This is a genomic window from Pseudoxanthomonas sp. LH2527, assembly GCF_022539275.1.
Taxonomy (GTDB): Bacteria; Pseudomonadota; Gammaproteobacteria; order Xanthomonadales; family Xanthomonadaceae; genus Pseudoxanthomonas_A.
In genome coordinates this window covers 1-17540 of sequence record NZ_JAKZBW010000016.1, presented here as the reverse complement: position 1 = coordinate 17540, position 17540 = coordinate 1, and the positions used below count along the sequence as shown (strand labels likewise).

Annotated in this window: 16 protein-coding genes; 6 read left to right on the top strand and 10 right to left on the bottom strand. The window is 68.2% G+C overall.

Going from position 1 to position 17540, the window contains the following annotated elements; all coding sequences use genetic code 11:
- Nucleotides 1–13 precede the first annotated feature (13 nt).
- Genes MMG85_RS10125 through MMG85_RS10115 form a run of 3 tightly spaced genes read left to right on the top strand, consistent with a single transcriptional unit; the run spans nt 14 to nt 2408 of the window.
- Nucleotides 14–1045 carry a class 1 fructose-bisphosphatase gene (locus MMG85_RS10125; RefSeq protein WP_241045933.1) on the top strand — a complete coding sequence of 344 codons (1032 nt, stop codon included), beginning with the start codon at nt 14–16 and terminating at the stop codon, nt 1043–1045.
- Between the two features lie 48 nt (nt 1046–1093).
- A complete protein-coding gene (locus tag MMG85_RS10120; RefSeq protein WP_241045932.1) occupies nt 1094–1648 on the top strand; it encodes a hypothetical protein in 555 nt (184 codons plus the stop codon).
- Nucleotides 1649–1700: 52 nt separating this feature from the next.
- Complete coding sequence (locus MMG85_RS10115) at nt 1701–2408, top strand: 2OG-Fe(II) oxygenase (protein ID WP_241045931.1); 708 nt, start codon at nt 1701–1703, stop codon at nt 2406–2408.
- Between the two features lie 38 nt (nt 2409–2446).
- On the opposite strand, the gene MMG85_RS10110 is transcribed toward MMG85_RS10115, so the two are convergent.
- The 5 genes from MMG85_RS10110 to MMG85_RS10090 are packed head-to-tail and all read right to left on the bottom strand — an operon-like array spanning nt 2447 to nt 12049.
- Complete coding sequence (locus MMG85_RS10110; RefSeq protein ID WP_241045930.1) at nt 2447–3535, bottom strand: PA0069 family radical SAM protein; 1089 nt, start codon at nt 3533–3535, stop codon at nt 2447–2449.
- Nucleotides 3536–3586: 51 nt separating this feature from the next.
- Nucleotides 3587–3973 carry a hypothetical protein gene (locus tag MMG85_RS10105; RefSeq protein WP_241045929.1) on the bottom strand — a complete coding sequence of 129 codons (387 nt, stop codon included), beginning with the start codon at nt 3971–3973 and terminating at the stop codon, nt 3587–3589.
- Between the two features lie 4 nt (nt 3974–3977).
- Nucleotides 3978–4454: a DUF4019 domain-containing protein gene (locus tag MMG85_RS10100; RefSeq protein WP_241045928.1), complete on the bottom strand. Its 477-nt coding sequence runs from the start codon at nt 4452–4454 to the stop codon at nt 3978–3980.
- Entirely contained in the window at nt 4441–5259 is an 819-nt protein-coding gene (locus MMG85_RS10095) for an OmpA family protein (RefSeq protein WP_241045927.1), read from the bottom strand. Before MMG85_RS10095 ends, MMG85_RS10100 begins: the two co-directional genes overlap by 14 nt.
- A 40-nt stretch (nt 5260–5299) precedes the next feature.
- Nucleotides 5300–12049, bottom strand: a complete 6750-nt coding sequence (locus MMG85_RS10090; protein ID WP_241045926.1) for a YadA-like family protein — start codon at nt 12047–12049, stop codon at nt 5300–5302.
- Nucleotides 12050–12279: 230 nt separating this feature from the next.
- Here MMG85_RS10090 and cls point away from each other — a divergent pair, with 230 nt between their 5' ends.
- From cls to MMG85_RS10075, 3 genes are all read left to right on the top strand, one after another.
- Nucleotides 12280–13734 carry a cardiolipin synthase gene (gene cls, locus MMG85_RS10085; RefSeq protein WP_241045925.1) on the top strand — a complete coding sequence of 485 codons (1455 nt, stop codon included), beginning with the start codon at nt 12280–12282 and terminating at the stop codon, nt 13732–13734.
- A gap of 66 nt (nt 13735–13800) precedes the next feature.
- The gene (locus tag MMG85_RS10080) at nt 13801–14061 is read left to right on the top strand and encodes a hypothetical protein (RefSeq protein WP_241045924.1); all 261 of its coding nucleotides are present in this window, start codon (nt 13801–13803) and stop codon (nt 14059–14061) included.
- Nucleotides 14058–14825 carry a pyridoxine 5'-phosphate synthase gene (locus MMG85_RS10075; protein ID WP_241045923.1) on the top strand — a complete coding sequence of 256 codons (768 nt, stop codon included), beginning with the start codon at nt 14058–14060 and terminating at the stop codon, nt 14823–14825. The genes MMG85_RS10080 and MMG85_RS10075 overlap by 4 nt, the downstream gene beginning before the upstream one ends.
- 25 nt (nt 14826–14850) lie before the next feature.
- Here MMG85_RS10075 and MMG85_RS10070 read toward each other — a convergent pair whose 3' ends face one another.
- From MMG85_RS10070 to MMG85_RS10050, 5 genes are all read right to left on the bottom strand, one after another.
- Complete coding sequence (locus tag MMG85_RS10070) at nt 14851–15249, bottom strand: biopolymer transporter ExbD (protein WP_241045922.1); 399 nt, start codon at nt 15247–15249, stop codon at nt 14851–14853.
- Nucleotides 15250–15382: 133 nt separating this feature from the next.
- The gene (locus MMG85_RS10065; protein WP_055938717.1) at nt 15383–15793 is read right to left on the bottom strand and encodes a biopolymer transporter ExbD; all 411 of its coding nucleotides are present in this window, start codon (nt 15791–15793) and stop codon (nt 15383–15385) included.
- A 3-nt stretch (nt 15794–15796) separates the two neighbouring features.
- Nucleotides 15797–16222 carry a biopolymer transporter ExbD gene (locus tag MMG85_RS10060; protein ID WP_241045921.1) on the bottom strand — a complete coding sequence of 142 codons (426 nt, stop codon included), beginning with the start codon at nt 16220–16222 and terminating at the stop codon, nt 15797–15799.
- A gap of 46 nt (nt 16223–16268) precedes the next feature.
- Nucleotides 16269–17018, bottom strand: a complete 750-nt coding sequence (gene exbB, locus MMG85_RS10055) for a TonB-system energizer ExbB (protein ID WP_241045920.1) — start codon at nt 17016–17018, stop codon at nt 16269–16271.
- A 73-nt stretch (nt 17019–17091) separates the two neighbouring features.
- A partial coding sequence (locus tag MMG85_RS10050; RefSeq protein ID WP_241045919.1) for an energy transducer TonB occupies nt 17092–17540 on the bottom strand: 449 nt, incomplete at its 5' end.

Below are 17540 nucleotides of genomic sequence, written 5' to 3'. Positions count from 1 at the left end.
CGTGGACCCCATCATGCCCGCTCCCGCTCCGTCCGCCGTCTCGCTGAGCCGCTACCTGATCGAGGAGCAGCGCGCCGGCCGCATCAGCGCCGACCTGCGCCAGCTGATCGCGGTGGTCGCCCGCGCCTGCACCAGCATCTCCATCGCGGTCAGCAAGGGCGCGCTGGGCGGCGTGCTGGGCGACGCCGGCACCGGCAACGTGCAGGGCGAGGCGCAGAAGAAGCTGGACGTACTGAGCAACGACATCCTGCTGGAAGCCAACGCCTGGGGCGGCCACCTGGCCGCCTGCGCATCGGAAGAGATGGACCACAGCCAGCCGATCCCGGACGCCTACCCGCGCGGCGGCTTCCTGCTGCTGTTCGATCCGCTGGACGGCAGCTCGAACATCGACGTCAACGTCTCGGTGGGCACCATCTTCTCGGTGCTGCGTTCGCCGGACGGCGTGACCACGCCGGGCGACGAGCACTTCCTGCAGCCCGGCCGCGACCAGGTGGCCGCCGGCTACTGCATCTACGGCCCCAGCACGATGCTGGTGCTGACCACCGGCAACGGCACGCATGCCTTCACCCTGGACCGCGAACAGGGCGCCTTCGTGCTGACCCAGCGCGACATGCGGATTCCGGAAGAGACGAAGGAGTTTGCCATCAACCTGTCCAACCAGCGCCACTGGGAAGCGCCCATGCAGGGCTACGTCGGCGACCTGCTCGCCGGCAGGGACGGCCCGCGCGGCAAGGACTTCAACATGCGCTGGATCGCCAGCATGGTGGCCGACGTGCACCGCATCCTGACCCGCGGCGGCATCTTCATCTACCCTTGGGACCGCAAGGACCCGGGCAAGGCCGGCAAGCTGCGGCTGATGTACGAGGCCAACCCGATGGGCCTGCTGGTGGAACAGGCCGGCGGCGCCGCCAGCACCGGCCGCGAGGACATCCTGTCGCTGCACCCCACCCAGCTGCACCAGCGCGTGCCGGTGTTCCTGGGCTCGAAGCAGGAAGTCGAAGCGGCGGTCGGCTATCACCGGGCGCATGACGCCGCGGCGGCGTGAGCAGAGCGGTAAAGTGGCGACTGGAGTTCGATCTCAAGTGCACACAATATGCAGCGCCACTTCTTTGCGACGCCGGATGACTTGCTGCCCGTCTTCGAGCAAGCAGAGAAGAAGCTCAATCTCGCTTATTCGCTGACCGGACTCTTTGAGTCGCCTCAGCCCATCATCATCGAAGCGGGTGCACGACTTCCCAGTCTCCGCTTGGCCGCAGAGGGCTCGTCGAGCAGCAATCCCACGTACCTGGTCACGGCGTTCGGCCATGCCGTCAACGTCCGCCCAGTCCCACAGAGCACGGGTGATATTCGGTACGCGGTCGATCAACTGGCGAATCCCGACAGCGTCACCATTACGCATGGCGGTCTTTTTTCGCCCGACACACTCATTTCAGGACGAGTCGGCACCGTGTCGGACACACCAATTGCGAGGGCGATTCAATCGGTTTTTTCCAATGCCATCGGCACGCTCTTCACTCGTATCAACGCGTTCTATGTAGGCCCCGGCGCCTCAGAGATGCTCGCACGCGGCTGTAGGCTCACACATGCCGTGCAATCCCCGCGCGAGTACGATCTGCGTCGCATACCCAACAATCCACTCGCAAAGTGACCCGGCAGCCCGCCAGGCCGACATCGCTTGGCGGAGCGACTAGAATCCCGGCATGACCGCTACTGCCGCCGACTTCATCGAGGTCTACCCCGACGCGCTGGACGCGGACACCTGCCGCGCCATCGTGGCGCGTTTCGATGCCAGCGGGCAGGACCAGCCCGGGCGGGTCGGCGGCGGCCTCTACCCCGAGCTCAAGCACAGCCGCGACATCAGCATCACCGGCCAGGCCGCGTGGCGCGACGTGGAACAGCGGCTCAACCTGGCCGTGCTCACCGGCCTGCAGCGCTACCTGCGCACCTATCCCTTCAGCCTGATCGCGCCGCTGATGCTGCAGCAGCCGGATGCGGAAGGCACGTTGCGGCGGTTGCGCCATGACGACATCGCGGGCATGGACGATGCCGCGTTGATGAAGCTGGTGATGAAGGTGTTCGTGCCGGGGCGGATCAACCTGCAGCGCTACACCGACGGTGAGGGCGGTTACCCGTACTGGCACTGCGAGCTGTTCCCGAAGGCGGCCGACGCCGAGACCCTGCACCGCCACGTGCTGTGGACGATCTACCTCAACGACGGTTTCGGCGCGGGCGAGACCGAGTTCTTCCACCAGCAGCGCAAGATCGTGCCGCGCACCGGCAGCCTGCTGATCGCGCCGACCGCCTTCACCCACACGCACCGCGGCAACCGTCCGCTCGGCGGCGACAAGTACATCGCCACCAGCTGGGTGCTGTTCCAGCGCGCGGAACGGCTGTACGGCGGCGGCTGAAGCGGGTTAGCGGCGGCGGCTCACGCGCCGCACGCGCGTCAGAACAGTTCGCCCTGCGGCGAGGGTGCGCGCGGCGGCACGAAGCGCGTCACGTCGAACGGCGGATGCCGCCGTCCCGCGAAGCCATGACGCTTCAGCGCCAGCGCGAAGCGTCGCGCCAGCAGATCCGCATACACGCCCTCGCCGCGCAGCCGCGTGCCGAAGCGGCTGTCGTAATCCTTGCCGCCGCGCAGTTGCTGGACCGTGCTCATCACGTGCGCCGCGCGGTCCGGCAGATGCGTCTGCAGCCAGTCGCGGAACAGCGGCGCCACTTCGTGCGGCAGGCGCAGCAACACGTAACCGGCGGCGGTCGCGCCGGCCTCGCGTGCCGCTTCGAGGACGGCTTCCAGCTCGTGGTCGTTCACCCAGGGAATCACCGGCGCGAACATCACCCCGACCGGCACGCCCGCTTCGCTGAGCCGCTTCACCGCCCGCAGCCGGCTGTGGGGCGCGGACGCACGTGGTTCCAGTCGCGACGACAGCGCGTTGTCCAGGGTGGTGATGGAGAAGTACACGTGCACCAGCCGTTCCCGCGCCATCGGTGCGAGCAGGTCGAGGTCGCGTTCGACCAGCGCGTTCTTGGTGATCAGCGAGAACGGATGCTTCGTCTCCGCCAGCACCTCGATGATGCGGCGGGTCAGCTGCAGTTTCCGTTCCGCCGGCTGGTAGGCATCGGTATTGATGCCCAGCGAGATCGGGCGCGGTTCGTAGCCGCGCCTGGCCAGTTCGCGCCGCAATGCCTCCGGCGCGTTGGTCTTGGCGAAGATCTTCGTTTCGAAGTCCAGCCCGGGCGAGAGATCGAGGTAGGCGTGCGACGGACGGGCGAAGCAGTAACTGCACCCGTGCTCGCAGCCGCGATAGGGGTTCAACGACTGGTCGAACGGGATGTCCGGCGACTGGTTGCGGGTGATGACGCTGCGCGCGAACTCCTCGATCACCTGCGTGTGCGGCGCGGACGCGATGTCGCCCTCGGTGTCGGCGTGGTGCCAGCCATCGTCGATCGCATCCGGCGTGGTCACGGCGAACCGGCCCGGCAGGTAGCCGGTGGACCCGCGTCCCTTGATGCCCGGATGTTTCGGTGCGCCCATCGCCGCACCTTACGGCAGCGGCGTCGCAGCGCTGGAGATCCGCGCGATGGCCTACGGGCGGCGTTCGTCGAAGTGCGTGTTCAGTTCCATCACCAGCCGGCCGATTTCCGGCGTGATGCAAGTGTTGAACTGGGCCGGGTCGTGACAGGCCTGGTCGATCCGCTCGGCATGCGTCCTGAGGCCATAGCGCGCCAGCAGGTTGCGCGCCTCGCGGAAGCAGGTCTCGCCGCGCGAGCCGACGCGCAGCGGACCGTGCGTCTTCATGCAGTACGTCATGGCGGTAGCAAGCGAGGCGGCGTTGACGGCATACAGCGACGCGCTGACGGCGCCTGTCGACGGCGTGGCCGCCGGCCGCGCGGACTGTGCGGCGGCCGGCAGGGCGATGGCGACCGCGAGCAGCAGGACGACCGTGATCGGGGAAGCGAAGACGCTGCGCATGCCCTCACTCCACCACATAGCCACTGAGGCGCGCCGTGCCGTCCTCGTCCATCCGCAGCGACACCAGTTCGCGCACCAGCTTGCCGTCGCTCGCCTGTGCCAGCAGTTCGACACTGACGTAATGGCCGGCAGGCACGCCCTGCTTGCCGTCATGCACCTGGCGGCGCACGGCCAGCCACTGCCGGTTGGCCAGCGCGCCCTGGCGCTTGCGCGCGGCCGAGATGCCCGCCACGAAGACCTCGCGCGTGACCGCACGCTTGGCGACCGCTGAGGCGCCATCCCACAGTTCGCCGACCCGACCGGCGTCGACCATCAGCGCGGCCTGCACGGCGGCATCGAGCGCCGCACCGGGGGCCAGCACGCGTGCGGCGTTCGGCGGTTTCGCCGCCGTTGACGACGCCTGCGCCCATGCAGGACCGGCCGCTACCGACGCCAGCAGCACGGCGAACAGGCACGCCCGGACACCCTCAACGCACGCCATGCGCCAGGACCTCCACGCGGCGGTTGGGCTGCTCGCAGGCGATCCTGGCCGGCAGCGCAAGCGTGGCGTCGCAGGTCTTCAGCGGTTGCGATTCGCCCGCCCCCAGCGCGGTGACCATCGCCGGCGCGATGCCCTGTTCGATCAGCAGGCTGCGCACCGACAACGCACGTTGCTGGGACAGCCGATGGTTGTAGCGGTCGTCGCCCAGCAGGTCGGTGTGGCCGATGACCTGCAACGAGCTGATGTTGCTGTCGCGCAGCTCGGCGGCGATGGCCGCGATCTGTTCGCGCCCGCCGGGCAGGATGTCGGCGACGGCGTGGCGGTCGAAGGCGAACAGCGCATCGCCCGACAGTTCGAACCGGTTGGTCGCGGCCGTCGGCGCGGCGGCGGGCGCGTCCAGCAGCGCGGCGCACGAGGCCGGCGCCCAGTGGAAGCTGCGCCCGGTGTAGTCGCGGTCGAACAGGACCTTGTACTGGCAGGTGGTCAAGCCCTGCGCCGTGCGGAAGTGGAACAGGTAGTCCCACTCGCGCGCGCGCAGGCCTTCGCGGAAATGCGGCCGCCCCAGCAGGTCGTACAGCTGCGGCTTGGTGACGCCGGCGGCGATGGCGCGCAGGTTGTCGCGGTTCGGGAAGGTGCCGTGGTTGAACAGGACGTCGGCCGGGTCGGGAAACACGACCTCTCCGGCAACGCCCGCCGGCGAGATGTCGTGACTGACATGGCGCGTGCCGCACGCACTCAGCGCCAGCCCGACGGCGCAGGCGATCCACAGCGGCACCGCAGGCCGGCGCTTGGACGACAGGGACATCAGCGGACTCCTTGAAGGACGGAAGGGGCGAGTCATGCGATCACCACTGCAGGCCGGCGCCGACCGAGAAACCCCAGTCGCGCGTGGTGTTGCCGGTGGCCTGCGCCTTGTAGACCCAGCGACCGTTGTCGCTGATCGTCGACAGGCCGAACGCCATGCCGTACTCGCCCTGGTAACCACCGAACGCGAACGACAGCATGCTCTTGCCGGGCAGGTAGGCCTGCGGCAGGCCCGCCATCGCCATCGCCGACGCGGTGCCGCCGCGATAGCCGCGTTCGAGGTTCCACATGTCGCCCTCGAACTGGTTGAAGCGGGTGTCGGTGTAGGCGTTGGCCTGGTTGATCGCGTAGTCGACGCCGGCATCGAGCTGGTTGACGTTCACGGCATCGGTGCCGGCGATGCCGGGCGCCACGCCGCTGATCGTGCGGCCGCCGATGTTGACCTCGCCGGTGGACGTGCTGGTGCCGACGTACGCAGCGTTGTAATCGCGCTGCGCGCCGACGGTGGTGGCCGAGCCGCGACCGAGCGCCACGCTGTTGTCGTGGCTGGCGACCGCGCCCTGCCCGATCGCCGTGCTGTTGTCGCCGCTGGCCACCGACTGGTTGCCGACGGCCGTGCTGTTGTCACCGCTGGCGACGGCGCCGTTGCCGCCCGCGCTGGCGTTGGCACCGGTCGGCGCAGGTGCCACGTAGGTTTCTCCCTGCGTGACCTGGAACGGACCGCTGCCGCCGCGTTCGAGGTTGGTCACCCGGTTGTCGAACTGGTTGACGGTGGTGGTGAGGCTGGCCACGTCGCCTTCCACGTCGCCGACGCGCGTGTCCAGATTGGTGATGTCGCCCTCGATGCGCACGATGTCGCCCTGGATGTCGGTGATGTCGCCGCGGATGTCGACCAGGTCGCCCTCGATGGTGGCGATGCGCGCGTCCGTGTAATTGTTGGCCTCGGTGATCGCCTGCGTCACGCCGCCCTGCAGCTGGCTGACGTTGACCGCATCGGTCGCGGCCGAACCCGCGGCGACGCCGGTGAGCTGGCGCCCGCCGATGTTCATTTCACCGGTGGAACTGCTGCTGCCGACGTAGGCACCCTGGTAGCCCGCGCGCGCACCGACCGTGGTGGCGGAACCGGCGCCCAGCGCGATGCTGTTCTCGTGCGAGGCCACCGCACCCGCGCCGATGGCGAGCGCATTGAGCGACAGTGCCTGGGAACCTGCACCCAATGCCATGCTGTCGTCTTCGGTCGCGCGCGCACCGCGGCCCATCGCGACCGCGTCCTGGCCTTCGGATTCGGCGTCCTTGCCGAGCGCCATCGCATCTTCGCCGGTCGCGCCCTCGCCCAGCTGGTTGCCGCCGCCCAGCGAATTGACGCCGTAGTAGCGCGTGGGCGGGGTGAACCCGCTGGTGATCTCGTTGCGCACCAGGCGCAACTGCTCTTCGGTCGCCGCGCGTCCGGCCGTGGCGAAGGTCGGGTCGATCAGGGTCCGGTTCGACAGCCCGGTAATGTCGTTGCTCACGCCGCTCAGCACCACGTTGCCGCTGCTCACGCCGGTACCGCTGACGATGGTCGTCGTGGTGCCGCCGATCACGGTCAGGCCACCGCTGCCAAGCGCCACGTTCGTGCCCACCGCCACGCCCGCGTTGTTCATCAGCGTGTCGCCGGTGGTGACACTGCCTGCGGCCGTCAGGTCCAGGTTGTTGCTCAGCGTGATGTCCACCACGCCATCGTCGTCGGCACCGGTCTGGCTCACCGCGATGTTCGTGTTGCCGCTCTCGAACGTCACCGTGCCTCCGGGACCGATGTTGGCGGCATTGCCGTTGGCGTCGGTCGCGTTCCAGCCGGCGTTGGCCGACTGTTCGACCAGTTGCAGCTGCTCTTCCGTCGCCGCGCGTCCGGCCGTGGCGAAGGTCGGATCGGTCAGGGTCGTGTTCGACAGACCGGTGATGTCGTTGCTCACGCCGCTCAACGCGACCGAGCCGCTGGTCAGTCCATCACCATTGACCACCGTCGTTGTCGTGCCGCCGATGACGGTCAATCCGCCACTGCCGAGCGCCACGTTCGTGCCCACCGCCACGCCCGCGTTGTTCATCAGCGTGTCGCCGGTGGTGACACTGCCTGCGGCCGTCAGGTCGAGGTTGTTGCTCAGCGTGATGTCGACCACGCCGTCGTCGTCCACGCCGGTCTGGCTCACCGCGATGTTGGTATTGCCGCTCTCGAACGTCACCGTACCGTTCGGGCCGATGTTGGCGGTGTTGCCGGCGGCGTCGGTGGCGTTCCAGCCGGCGTTGGCTGTTGTCGCTACGGCCTGCAACTGGGCCACGTTGACCGCATCGCTGGCCTGAGTGCCGGCGGCGACATTGATAATCTGGCGATTCCCGCCCGCCGCGCCCGTGCCGACGCTGACCGCGCCCAGGTTGGTGCTGTTGGTGGCCTGGATCGTGGCAATATCCGTCGCCGTGGCACCTGCCGGCGAATAGCCTGTCGATCCTGCTGCGCGATTCGCGACCGAACCGAAGCCCAGCGCCACACCGAAATCCGCCGCGACGTTCGTCGCCGCACCCAGCGCCACGCCACTCGCCACCGTGGCATTCACCACCGCCGAATTGCCTATCGCGACGCTGCGGGCGCGGATGGCTTGCGAATCGGCGCCGATCGCAATCGAGCCTGCGCCGTTGGAAACCTGGCCGGCAAGCGCGTTGCGCCCGAGGGAGATGGCATCCGTGCCCTGTGATCGCGCCAGCGAGCCGATGGCGACGCTGCCAATGCGACTCGCTTGCGCACCCGACCCGATCGAGACGGCGTCGGCCCCGACGGCTGTCGCGTTGACGCCGGCCGCCAGCGCATTGAGACCGGTCGCGCCATCGTTGTTGTAGTTGCCGGTCGGCGTGCCATTGTCGTTGACGCTGTAGTAGTGCGTGGTGGCCGCATCCTGCGCCGCCTGCAGCTGCGCCACGTTCACCGCGTCGGTGTCTTCGGTGCCTGCCGCGACGTGGGTGATCTGGCGGGTGTTGCCTGCACTGCCCACGCTGACGGCGGCCAGCGTGCTGACCCAGGTGGCGGAGATGTCGGTGGACGGCAGGCCGGTGCGCGGGTCGTAGCCTGCGACGCCCGCCGCGGTGCTGGCGATGGAGCCGCTGCCCAGTGCCACCCCGCCGGCCTGGGTCACGCTCGTGGCGTGGCCCAGCGCGGTAGCGTTGTCGACGTTGAGGTTGGCGTTGTTGCCCAGCACGAACGTGTTGTTGGCTTCGATCACGTTGCCCGAACCGACGGCGTAGCTGTTGCTGTAGCGTGAAGGTGTCGGCTGGGGGGGAGGCTGGATTTCACCGACGCGGTTGTTGAATCCGAACGCGCCGGACTGGTCGCTCCAGACCTGGTTGCTGTCGCCGACCGCCGTGCTGCTCACTGCCAAGGCCAGGTTGTCGTGGCCGACAGCGGTGCTGTACTGACGAATCGCGAAGTTCTGCGAGCCAACCGCCGTACTGCCTTCGCCAAATGCAAAGGTGTCCACACCGGCCGCCAGGGAATTGGTTCCCAGCGCACCATCGTTGTCGTAGTTGCCGCCGATGACGCCGTTGTCGTTGACGCTGTAGTAGTGCGTCGTGGCGGCGGCCTGTGCTGCCTGCAGCTGCGCCACGTTGACTGCATCGGTCTCTTCTGTGCCGGCGGCGACGTTGGTGATCTGGCGCGTGTTGCCCGCGCTGCCCACGCTGACGGCGGCCTGCGTGCTGACCCAGGTGGCGGAGGTGTCGGTGGACGGCACGCCGGTGCGCGGGTCGTAGCCCACGGCGCCCGCGGCCGTGCTGGCGAGCGAACCGCTGCCCAGGGCCACGCCGCCCGCCTGGGTCACGCCGGTACCGTTGCCCAGCGCCGTGGCGTTGTCCACGTCGATGGTGACGTTGTTGCCCAGCACGAAGCTGTTGTTCGCCGCCGCGCCCAGCGTGTTGTTGTTGCCCACGCTGTAGCTGTCGGATGCATCGATGATGCTGGGATCGCCGATCGCTCCGCTGCGGTCGCCGTTCACGACATTGCCTGTGCCGATGCTGATGCTGTTCTCGCCGTTGGCGCGCGCACCGGTACCGATGGCCATGGAGGAGACGCCGTCGGCAATCGCCTCGGCGCCGATCGCCAGGCTCTGGTCGCCATTGGCTTCCGACACCCAGCCCAGGACCGTGCTGCGATTGCCGCGTGCCACCACCTCGGTACCGATCGCATTGCTGTTCTGGCCCAGCGCCAGACCATCGTGGATGGACAACGAAGCGGCGCCGACGGCCCGTCCTCCCAGTGCGGTGGAGGAATCCCCTTCGGCGACACCGTCAATCGCGGTGGACGCCAGACCGGTGGCCTGCCCGCCGATGGCGAGGGAGTCGCCGCCCGAGGCCAATGCATCCCGGCCGATGGCGATGTCGTCCGCGTTCACGGCGCGGGCATTGGTGCCCATCGCCAACGCATTCTCGTAGGTCGCGCTGGCGCCTGTTCCAAGCGCAATCGCGTTGTCCCGGGTCGCCGAGGCGAAGGTACCCATGGCCGTGACGTTGGCTCCCGTGGTAGCTGCGCCGTGGCCGATGGCGATATTGCCCGCGCCTGCCGCCTGCGCCACAAAGCCGATAGCCACCGCACTCTGGCCACTGGCTTCAGCGCTGTAACCCATCGCCGTCGCATGCGATTGCAAGGCGCGCGCCGAGGTACCGATGGCGATGCTGTTGGACCCCGACGCCTGGCTGTCGAACCCCATGGCCGTGTCCGCCTGGCCTTCGGCACGGGCGCCGACACCTGCCGCCAGCGCGCTGACGCCGGTGGCGCCGTCGTTGTTGTAGTTGGCGCCCGGGACGCCATTGTCGTTGACGCTGTAGTAGTGCGTCTGCGCCGCCTGCAACTGCGCCACATTCACCGCATCGGTGTCTTCCGTGCCGGCGGCGACATTGGTGATCTGGCGCGTGTTGCCTGCACCACCCACGCTGACCGCACCCATGGTGGCGACCCATGTGGGCGAGGTGATGGCTGCAGGCAAACCGGTGCGCGGGTCATAGCCGATCACGCCGGCTGCTGTGCTGGCCACCGACGCGTTGCCGATCGCCACTCCATCGACGGCCGTGGTGATGGCGGCGGTACCCAGCGACAGTCCACCGTCCACGTTTGCACGAGCGCCGTATCCGAACGCGGCACTTTGCGACCTGCCAAGGCGGGCATCACTGATGGCCTGCGCACCATAGCCGACCGCCACGCTGCCGCCGCCATAATTGGATGCATCGAAAGAAGGTGTCGTGGTGGCGTTGGCACCAATGGTGACGCTCTGGCTGTGGCCGATGGCGTTGCTGCCGATTGCGATAGAGTCGGCTCGGGCCGCCCCGGCGTTGTTGCCGATCGCGATACCCCCTGCATGCGCGTCGGCAAATGAGCCACCGACACGCGCATTGGTGCCGATCGCGATTGTATTGGCGCTCCAGACATTAGCGCCCTGTCCCATGGCAATGCCACCCGCGCCGCGCGCAGCCTGCGCTGCCGTGCCAATGGCAATCGTGTTGGCCGCTCCTGACGTGCTTGGGCCCGCGCCGCGGCCAGTGTTTGCACCATCACCAATCGCGATGGACGACGTGCCCGTCGACACGGCCGTGCCACGCACCAGGGCACCTTCGCCGATGGCGATGCCCTGCGTGGCGTTGGACTGCACGCTGGCATCAGGGCCCAGCGCGATGGAATCGATGCCCGCTGCCACGGTCTCCACGCCAATCGCGATCGCCCGGTTCGCCAAGCCTGCAGCCTGGTGGCCAATGCTCACCGTTTCGCTGAAGGCGGCGGGGGTGAGCACCGCCGGGGTGCCGTCGGCGGCGAAGGTGGTCAGCGTGCCGGCCTGCCGGCCGATCGCGACATTGTCGTCGCCGGTGACCAGGGCGCCCGCACCGTTGCCTTGTGCGATGTTGTGGTCGCCATTGGCGCCGGCCAGGGCGAACGTGCCATTGGCGACGTTGAAGTCGCCCACCGACTGCGCGCCCGCCCGCGAGCCGACGAAGGCGTTGCTGGTGCCGCTGCTCTGGGCGCCGGCGGCGAAGCCGACGAAGGTTGATTGGGCGACAAGGGTGGAGTTCGCGCCGGCCTGGTAGCCGACGGCGGTGGTCTGGGTGGAACCGGTGGAGCCGATCAACGCGGCGGCGCCGATCGCGACGTCGAAATCACGCGCCTGGGCGTTGTTGCCCATGGCATAGGACGATTGGCCAAGCGCCACGGCACCGCCACCCAGAGCCACGCTGTACTCGTCTTCGGCCCGTGCACTGAAGCCGACGGCCACGGCACCCGTGCCGGTGGCGCTTGCGCGGTCGCCCAGCGCGATGGCGGTGTCCGCCGTGGCGCGGGCACCGGGACCGATCGCCACCGCGCCGTCGGCGCTGGCCTGGGTGGTGGTGGTGCCGATCAGCACGGCGTTCGGGCCCAGTGCGCCCGCCAGGCCCGTCAGGTCGGGCGCACCGGTGGCGGTGGCATTGATGCGGGAAATGATGGCGTAGCCGCCGCTGCCGTTGGGGACCTGGCAGGTCCATGCCGCGACGGCGTTGGGGGCCGGCGTGCCGACCGCACTGCAGATGGCGCCGTCGGGCGACACGAAGCTGTTGCTGCCGATGGTCGTGTTGGCCTGGGCGCCTGCCGCCATGCCGCCCGCCAGGAGCGCGATGACGAGCGCGTGCCGATGCGGCAGCGTCCTTCGCTGCGCGCCGGTGACGCCGGCACTGTCACCACGCGCCAGCTCGGAGGCGACGACCCACTGGCCCAGCGCCCGATTCCATACCTTGCAATAGATCCTGTTCACGGCATTCCCCCTGTCCTTGCCCGTTCGCGGCGCGCGTCGGCCGCAAAGATGTGATGTAAGTCGCAGAAAAGAGACGCAACCTCACGTCATTCGGCGTGCGGACGTTCCACAGGACACGCGGGGAGATCGCGCGGGTCGGCGTGGCCTGCGGCTCGCCGACATCGCCGGGACGCCGGCAGTCAGGACCGCGCCGTCACCTCACGGCGGCAGCCGCCCTCTAGAATCCGCGCATGTCGGAATTCCTGAACGCGGTGCACGGGGCCTGGTCCTCGCTTCCCCACCTGGGCTGGTGGGTGACCCTGGCCTGGCTGCTGTATCTGGTGCCGCTGTGCGCCTGGATCGTCCTGCAGAAGCGGGAACCGGTGGCGACGTTGAGCTGGCTGCTGTCGCTGGCGCTGCTGCCCTACGTGGGCTACCTGATCTACTTCCTGCTCGGCCCGCAGCGCATCAAGCGGCACCAGCTGCGCCGCAGGCGCTCACGCGAGGGCGTGGGGAGTTACGAGGTGTTCGCACCCAGCGACGGCAACAGCGCCGAGCTGCCGATGCTGGCGCAGAAGACGACCGGGCTGCCGCCCGCCACTGCCACGTCGGTACAGCAACTGGTCGACGGCTGCGCCACCTATCAGGCCATCCTCGACGCCATCGCGCTGGCCGAGAACCACATCCATCTGGAGTACTACATCTTCAACGGCGACCGCACCGGCCAGCGCATCCTTGAAGCGCTCACGGTGAAGGCGCGCGAGGGGGTGAAGGTGCGGCTGCTGCTGGACGCCGTGGGCTCGAACCGGTTGAAGAGCCGGGCGCTGCGTGCGCTGATCGACGCGGGCGGCGAGCACGCCTGGTTCCACCCCACCCGCTTCCGGCCCTTCACCCGCCCGTGGCTGAACCTGCGCACGCACCGCAAGATCGTGGTGGTGGACGGGCGCATCGCGTTCACCGGTGGCATCAATGTCACCGACGACGAGGACGAGTCGCTGCGCGAGGACGCCTTCCGCGACCTGCATCTGCGGCTGGAAGGCGAGATCGTGCGCAGCATCCAGCAGGTGTTCGTCGAGGACTGGGTGTATGCCACCGGACAGCAGCGCAAGGACTTCCAGGGCACGCGCCTGTGGAGCGCGGAGGATGCGAACGTGCGCGGCGGCATTGCGGTGCAGGCGCTGGTCTCCGGCCCGGACTCGGCGTGGGAGCCGATCCATCGCGCCAAGGTGGCGGCGATCCACGAAGCGAAGCAGCGCGTGTGGCTGGTGACGCCCTACTTCGTGCCCGGCGAAGCCGCGCGCATGGCGCTGACGTCGGCGGCGCTCGGCGGCCTGGACGTGCGCCTGGTGGTGCCCAAGGTCAGCGACTCGCGGCTGGCCACGCTGGCGGCGCGTTCCTACTTCGACGAGCTGCTGGCGGCCGGCGTGAAGGTGTACGAGTACGGCCCGCGGATGATGCACAGCAAGGCGCTGCTCTGCGACGACACGCTGGCGATCGTCGGCAGCGCCAATTTCGACCACCGCAGTTTCCGGCTGAACTTCGAGATCTCCATGATGTTCCGCGACCGCGGCGTCGCCGGCACCCTGGCGCAATGGATGGAAGGCGAGATCGCCGCCAGCCAGGTCGTCAAGATGCAGCGCGACCGCGCGCTCTGGCGGCACCGGCTGCCCGAAGCGCTGGCCCGGCTGATGTCGCCGCTGCTGTGAAGCACGGCCGTTTTTGATGTCGGAGGGAAGCGGTAAGATGCGGCCACCAAGCTGCGGGGGTGGATGATGCACTGGCTTTTCCTGTTGATGGCCATCGGCTGCATGTTCATGGCCGTGCGCACGACGTCGATGCCGCTGATGGTCGTGTTGATGCTGGTGTCGCTGGGCCTGTTCGTGGCGTGGATCCTGGGCCGGCACGCGCGCCGCCTGGGCGAGACCAGCCGCGACCCGTCGATGATGATCGACCCGGTCGAACTGCGGCGACTGCGCGAGCTGGCCGAGGCGCGCCGCCAGGCGCCGCCGCCTGCGGAGCCGCCGGCCCCGTGACCCTGCTCAGCGTCAACGTCAACAAGATCGCGGTACTCCGCAATTCCCGTGGCGGCAGCGAGCCCGACGTGGTCCGCGCCGCACGCACCTGCCTGGCGGCCGGCGCGCACGGCATCACCGTGCATCCACGGCCGGACCAGCGCCACATCCGCCCCGACGATGTCCGCGCCCTGTCGCAACTGACCCGCGCGCAAGGCGTCGAATTGAATGTCGAAGGCAATCCGTTCGCGCCACCGAGAGCGGGCTATCCCGGCTTCCTCGCGCTCTGCGATGACGTGCGGCCGGCGCAGGCGACCCTGGTGCCGGACGGCGACGGGCAGATCACGTCCGACCACGGTTTCGACTTCGCCCGCGACAGCGAGCGCCTGCGCCCACTGGTGGCCGCGCTGAAGGCCTTGGGATGCCGGGTCAGTCTGTTCGTCGACGCCGGCTGCGAAGGGCTGGAGCAGGCGACGCAGCTCGGGGCGGACCGCATCGAGATCTACACCGGTCCGTACGCCGAGGCGGCCGCACGGGGCGAGCCCACCGGCGAACTCGACCGCTGCGTCGCGACCGCGCGCCAGGCCCAGGCGCTGGGCCTGGGCGTCAATGCCGGGCACGATCTGAGTCAGGAAAACCTGGGCCGTTTCCTGGCCACGGTGCCCGACGTGCTGGAAGTGTCCATCGGCCATGCCCTGATCGGCGAGGCGCTTTACGCCGGCCTGGACGCGACGGTACGCCGTTACCTGGGCATCCTGGACACCGCCGCCGCCGGCCGGCACTGACGCCGGTCCCGGCGTCGCGGGCGGCTCAGTTCCTCATTGCGATGTTGCCGATCCCGCTGGCTTCGGCCTGGGCCAAGGCACTGACCAGCTGCTGGTAGTCGGCGTCATCGGCCGCTTCCACCTGCAGCACGGTGCGAGGATCGGCGATGCGGGCATCCTCCAGCCGGGCGCGAAGTTCGGACAGCGTCACCGGCCGGTCGTCCAGGGTGTAATGCCCGGCCATGCCAACCTTGAGCACCAGGTCGTTGGGAGGCTCGATCCGCGTCACCGGCGGTGTGGCCTGCGGCAGCATCGCCTCGATCGGCCGCGACAGCATGGGCGCGGTGACCATGAAGATCACCAGCAGGACCAGCATCACGTCCACCAACGGCGTGATGTTGATTTCGGCCAGTTCGGAACGGCTTGCGGGAGCGGAGAACGCCATGGCACACCTCCTTCTGTCAGGACCGTAAGCCGGACGCTACGCCCGTCCCCGGGGCGCCGCAAGAGGGTTCGCTTCGTCCAAACAAAAACGCCGCCCCGGAGGGCGGCGTTCAAAACGGCGTTGCGCGTCAGGATTACTGCACGAAACCGATCTTCAGCATCTGCGCGTTCTTGGCGGCGGCCAGGACCCTGGCCATCACTTCGTAATGCGCTTCCGAGTTGGCTTCGATGCGCAGCTCGGGCTGGTTGGTCGGATCACGCTGGACTTCGTTTTCCATGCGGGTCTGCAGGTCCGCCACGTTCACCGGACTGTTGTTCCAATAGATCGTGCCGTCAGCGTTGATCCGCAGGTCGATCGGCGGCGGCGGTTCCTTGATCTGCGGCGGCGGGTTGATCACACGCTGCGGCAGGGCCACTTCGATCGGGTACGTCATGATCGGGGCGGTCACGATGAAGATGATCAGGAGCACCAGCATCACGTCCACCAGGGGCGTGACGTTGATGTCGGCCATGGGGCCCTTGCTTCCACCACTGCTGAATGCCATGGCTTACTGCCCCTTCTCTTTCGTGGCCACGTAGCCGATGTCCAGCATGCCCTGACCCTGCGCGATCTTGGTGACGTCGGCAATGACGCCCATCTTGGTCGTCTTGTCGCCACGCAGGTTGAGCTTCGGCTGCGGCTGCAGCTGGGCGGCGCTGGACAGGCGCGACTCGAGGATTTCCTTGCTGACCGGCTCGTCGCCCCAGTACAGGTCACCGTTCTCCTTCACGGAGATGGTGATCGGCGGGGTCTTCGGACCGTCCTGCTCGTCCTTCGCGATCTGGGGAGTTTCGGGCAGGTCGATCTTCACCTTGTGCGACATCAGCGGCGCCGTGATGATGAAGATGATCAGCAGCACCAACATCACGTCCACGAGGGGCGTGACGTTGATCTCGGCCATCGGGCCACCGCTATTACCACTACTGAAAGCCATGACGGGCTCCGTCTAGAACGTTGCGTTGACTGCTTGTACCGCCGGCTCAGCGAACGCGCGAGCCGGTGGCGAAGAAGTCGTGCAGGTCGTGCGCGAACGTGTCGAACTTGGCGATGACCGCGGCGTTCGTCTTGCTGAAGAAGTTGTAGGCGAACACGGCCGGGATGGCGACGAACAGACCGATGGCGGTCATGATCAGCGCTTCACCCACCGGGCCGGCAACCGCGTCGATCGACGCCTGGCCGGTCGCACCGATGCGGATCAGGGCGCCGTAGATGCCCCACACCGTACCCAGCAGACCCACGAACGGCGCGGTCGCACCGACGGTGGCGAGCAGCGTCATGCCGCCCTGCAGGTTGGTGCTCTCGCGGGTCACAGCCTGGCGCAGGGCGCGGTCCACGAACTCCGAGCGGCTCAGCGTTTCGCCCGAACCTTCCGAACGCTGGTGGTGAGCGGCAGCCTGGGCGGCGTCCAGCGCGATCTTGGAGAACGGCTCGTTCTTCGGCTGTTCTTCCATCAGGCGGATGGCGTCCTGCGCGTTGGGGGTTTCCCAGAAGGCACTCGTCACGCGGTCAGCCTGGCCCTTCAGGCGGCTGCTGCGCAGCACGTTGATGACGGTCCAGTACCACGACATGGCCGACATGATCACCAGGGTGAGCAGCACGACCCAGGAGACGATGAACTCGCCGGGCTTGCTGACCATCTCGGAGATCATGTGCTCGAAGCCCATCTGCGACAGGGCATTCGCGGCGTTGTTGCCCCCGGCGGCGGCGGCGAAAAGGGTTTCCTGCAGCATGACGCTTACCTTTATATAAGTGTTGATTGAGAGTGTTGCGGGTTACGTTGAACTCTGTCGATGCCTGATGGCATCAGCCGCCCATGTTGAAGTCCACCGGCACGCGGACGCGGCCTGCAGCCTTCTGGCCATTGACGACGGAAGCATTGAAGCGCCACTTGCGTGCGGCGTCCATCGCGGCGCGATCGAGATCGCGGTTGCGGCTGGACTTCTCCACCGACACGTTGGTCACGTTGCCGTTGGCATCGACGTCGATGATCAGGATGACCGTACCTTCGATACCGGCGCGCGCGGCGGCGGGCGGGTAACGCGGCGGGTTCATGTTCTTCGACGAGATGTCCACGCTGGCGCCGATGTCCGGCGTCGGAGCGGGCGGAGCCGGCGGCGACGGCGGCGTCACGATATCGGTCGGACGCGGCTCGGCGATATCGACCGGCGGCGCCTCAGGCGGCGGCGGCAGCGGCGTGGTCTTCGGCGGCGCCAGGTTCTTGACCGGCGGCGGCGGCGTGTCCTGCGGCGGCG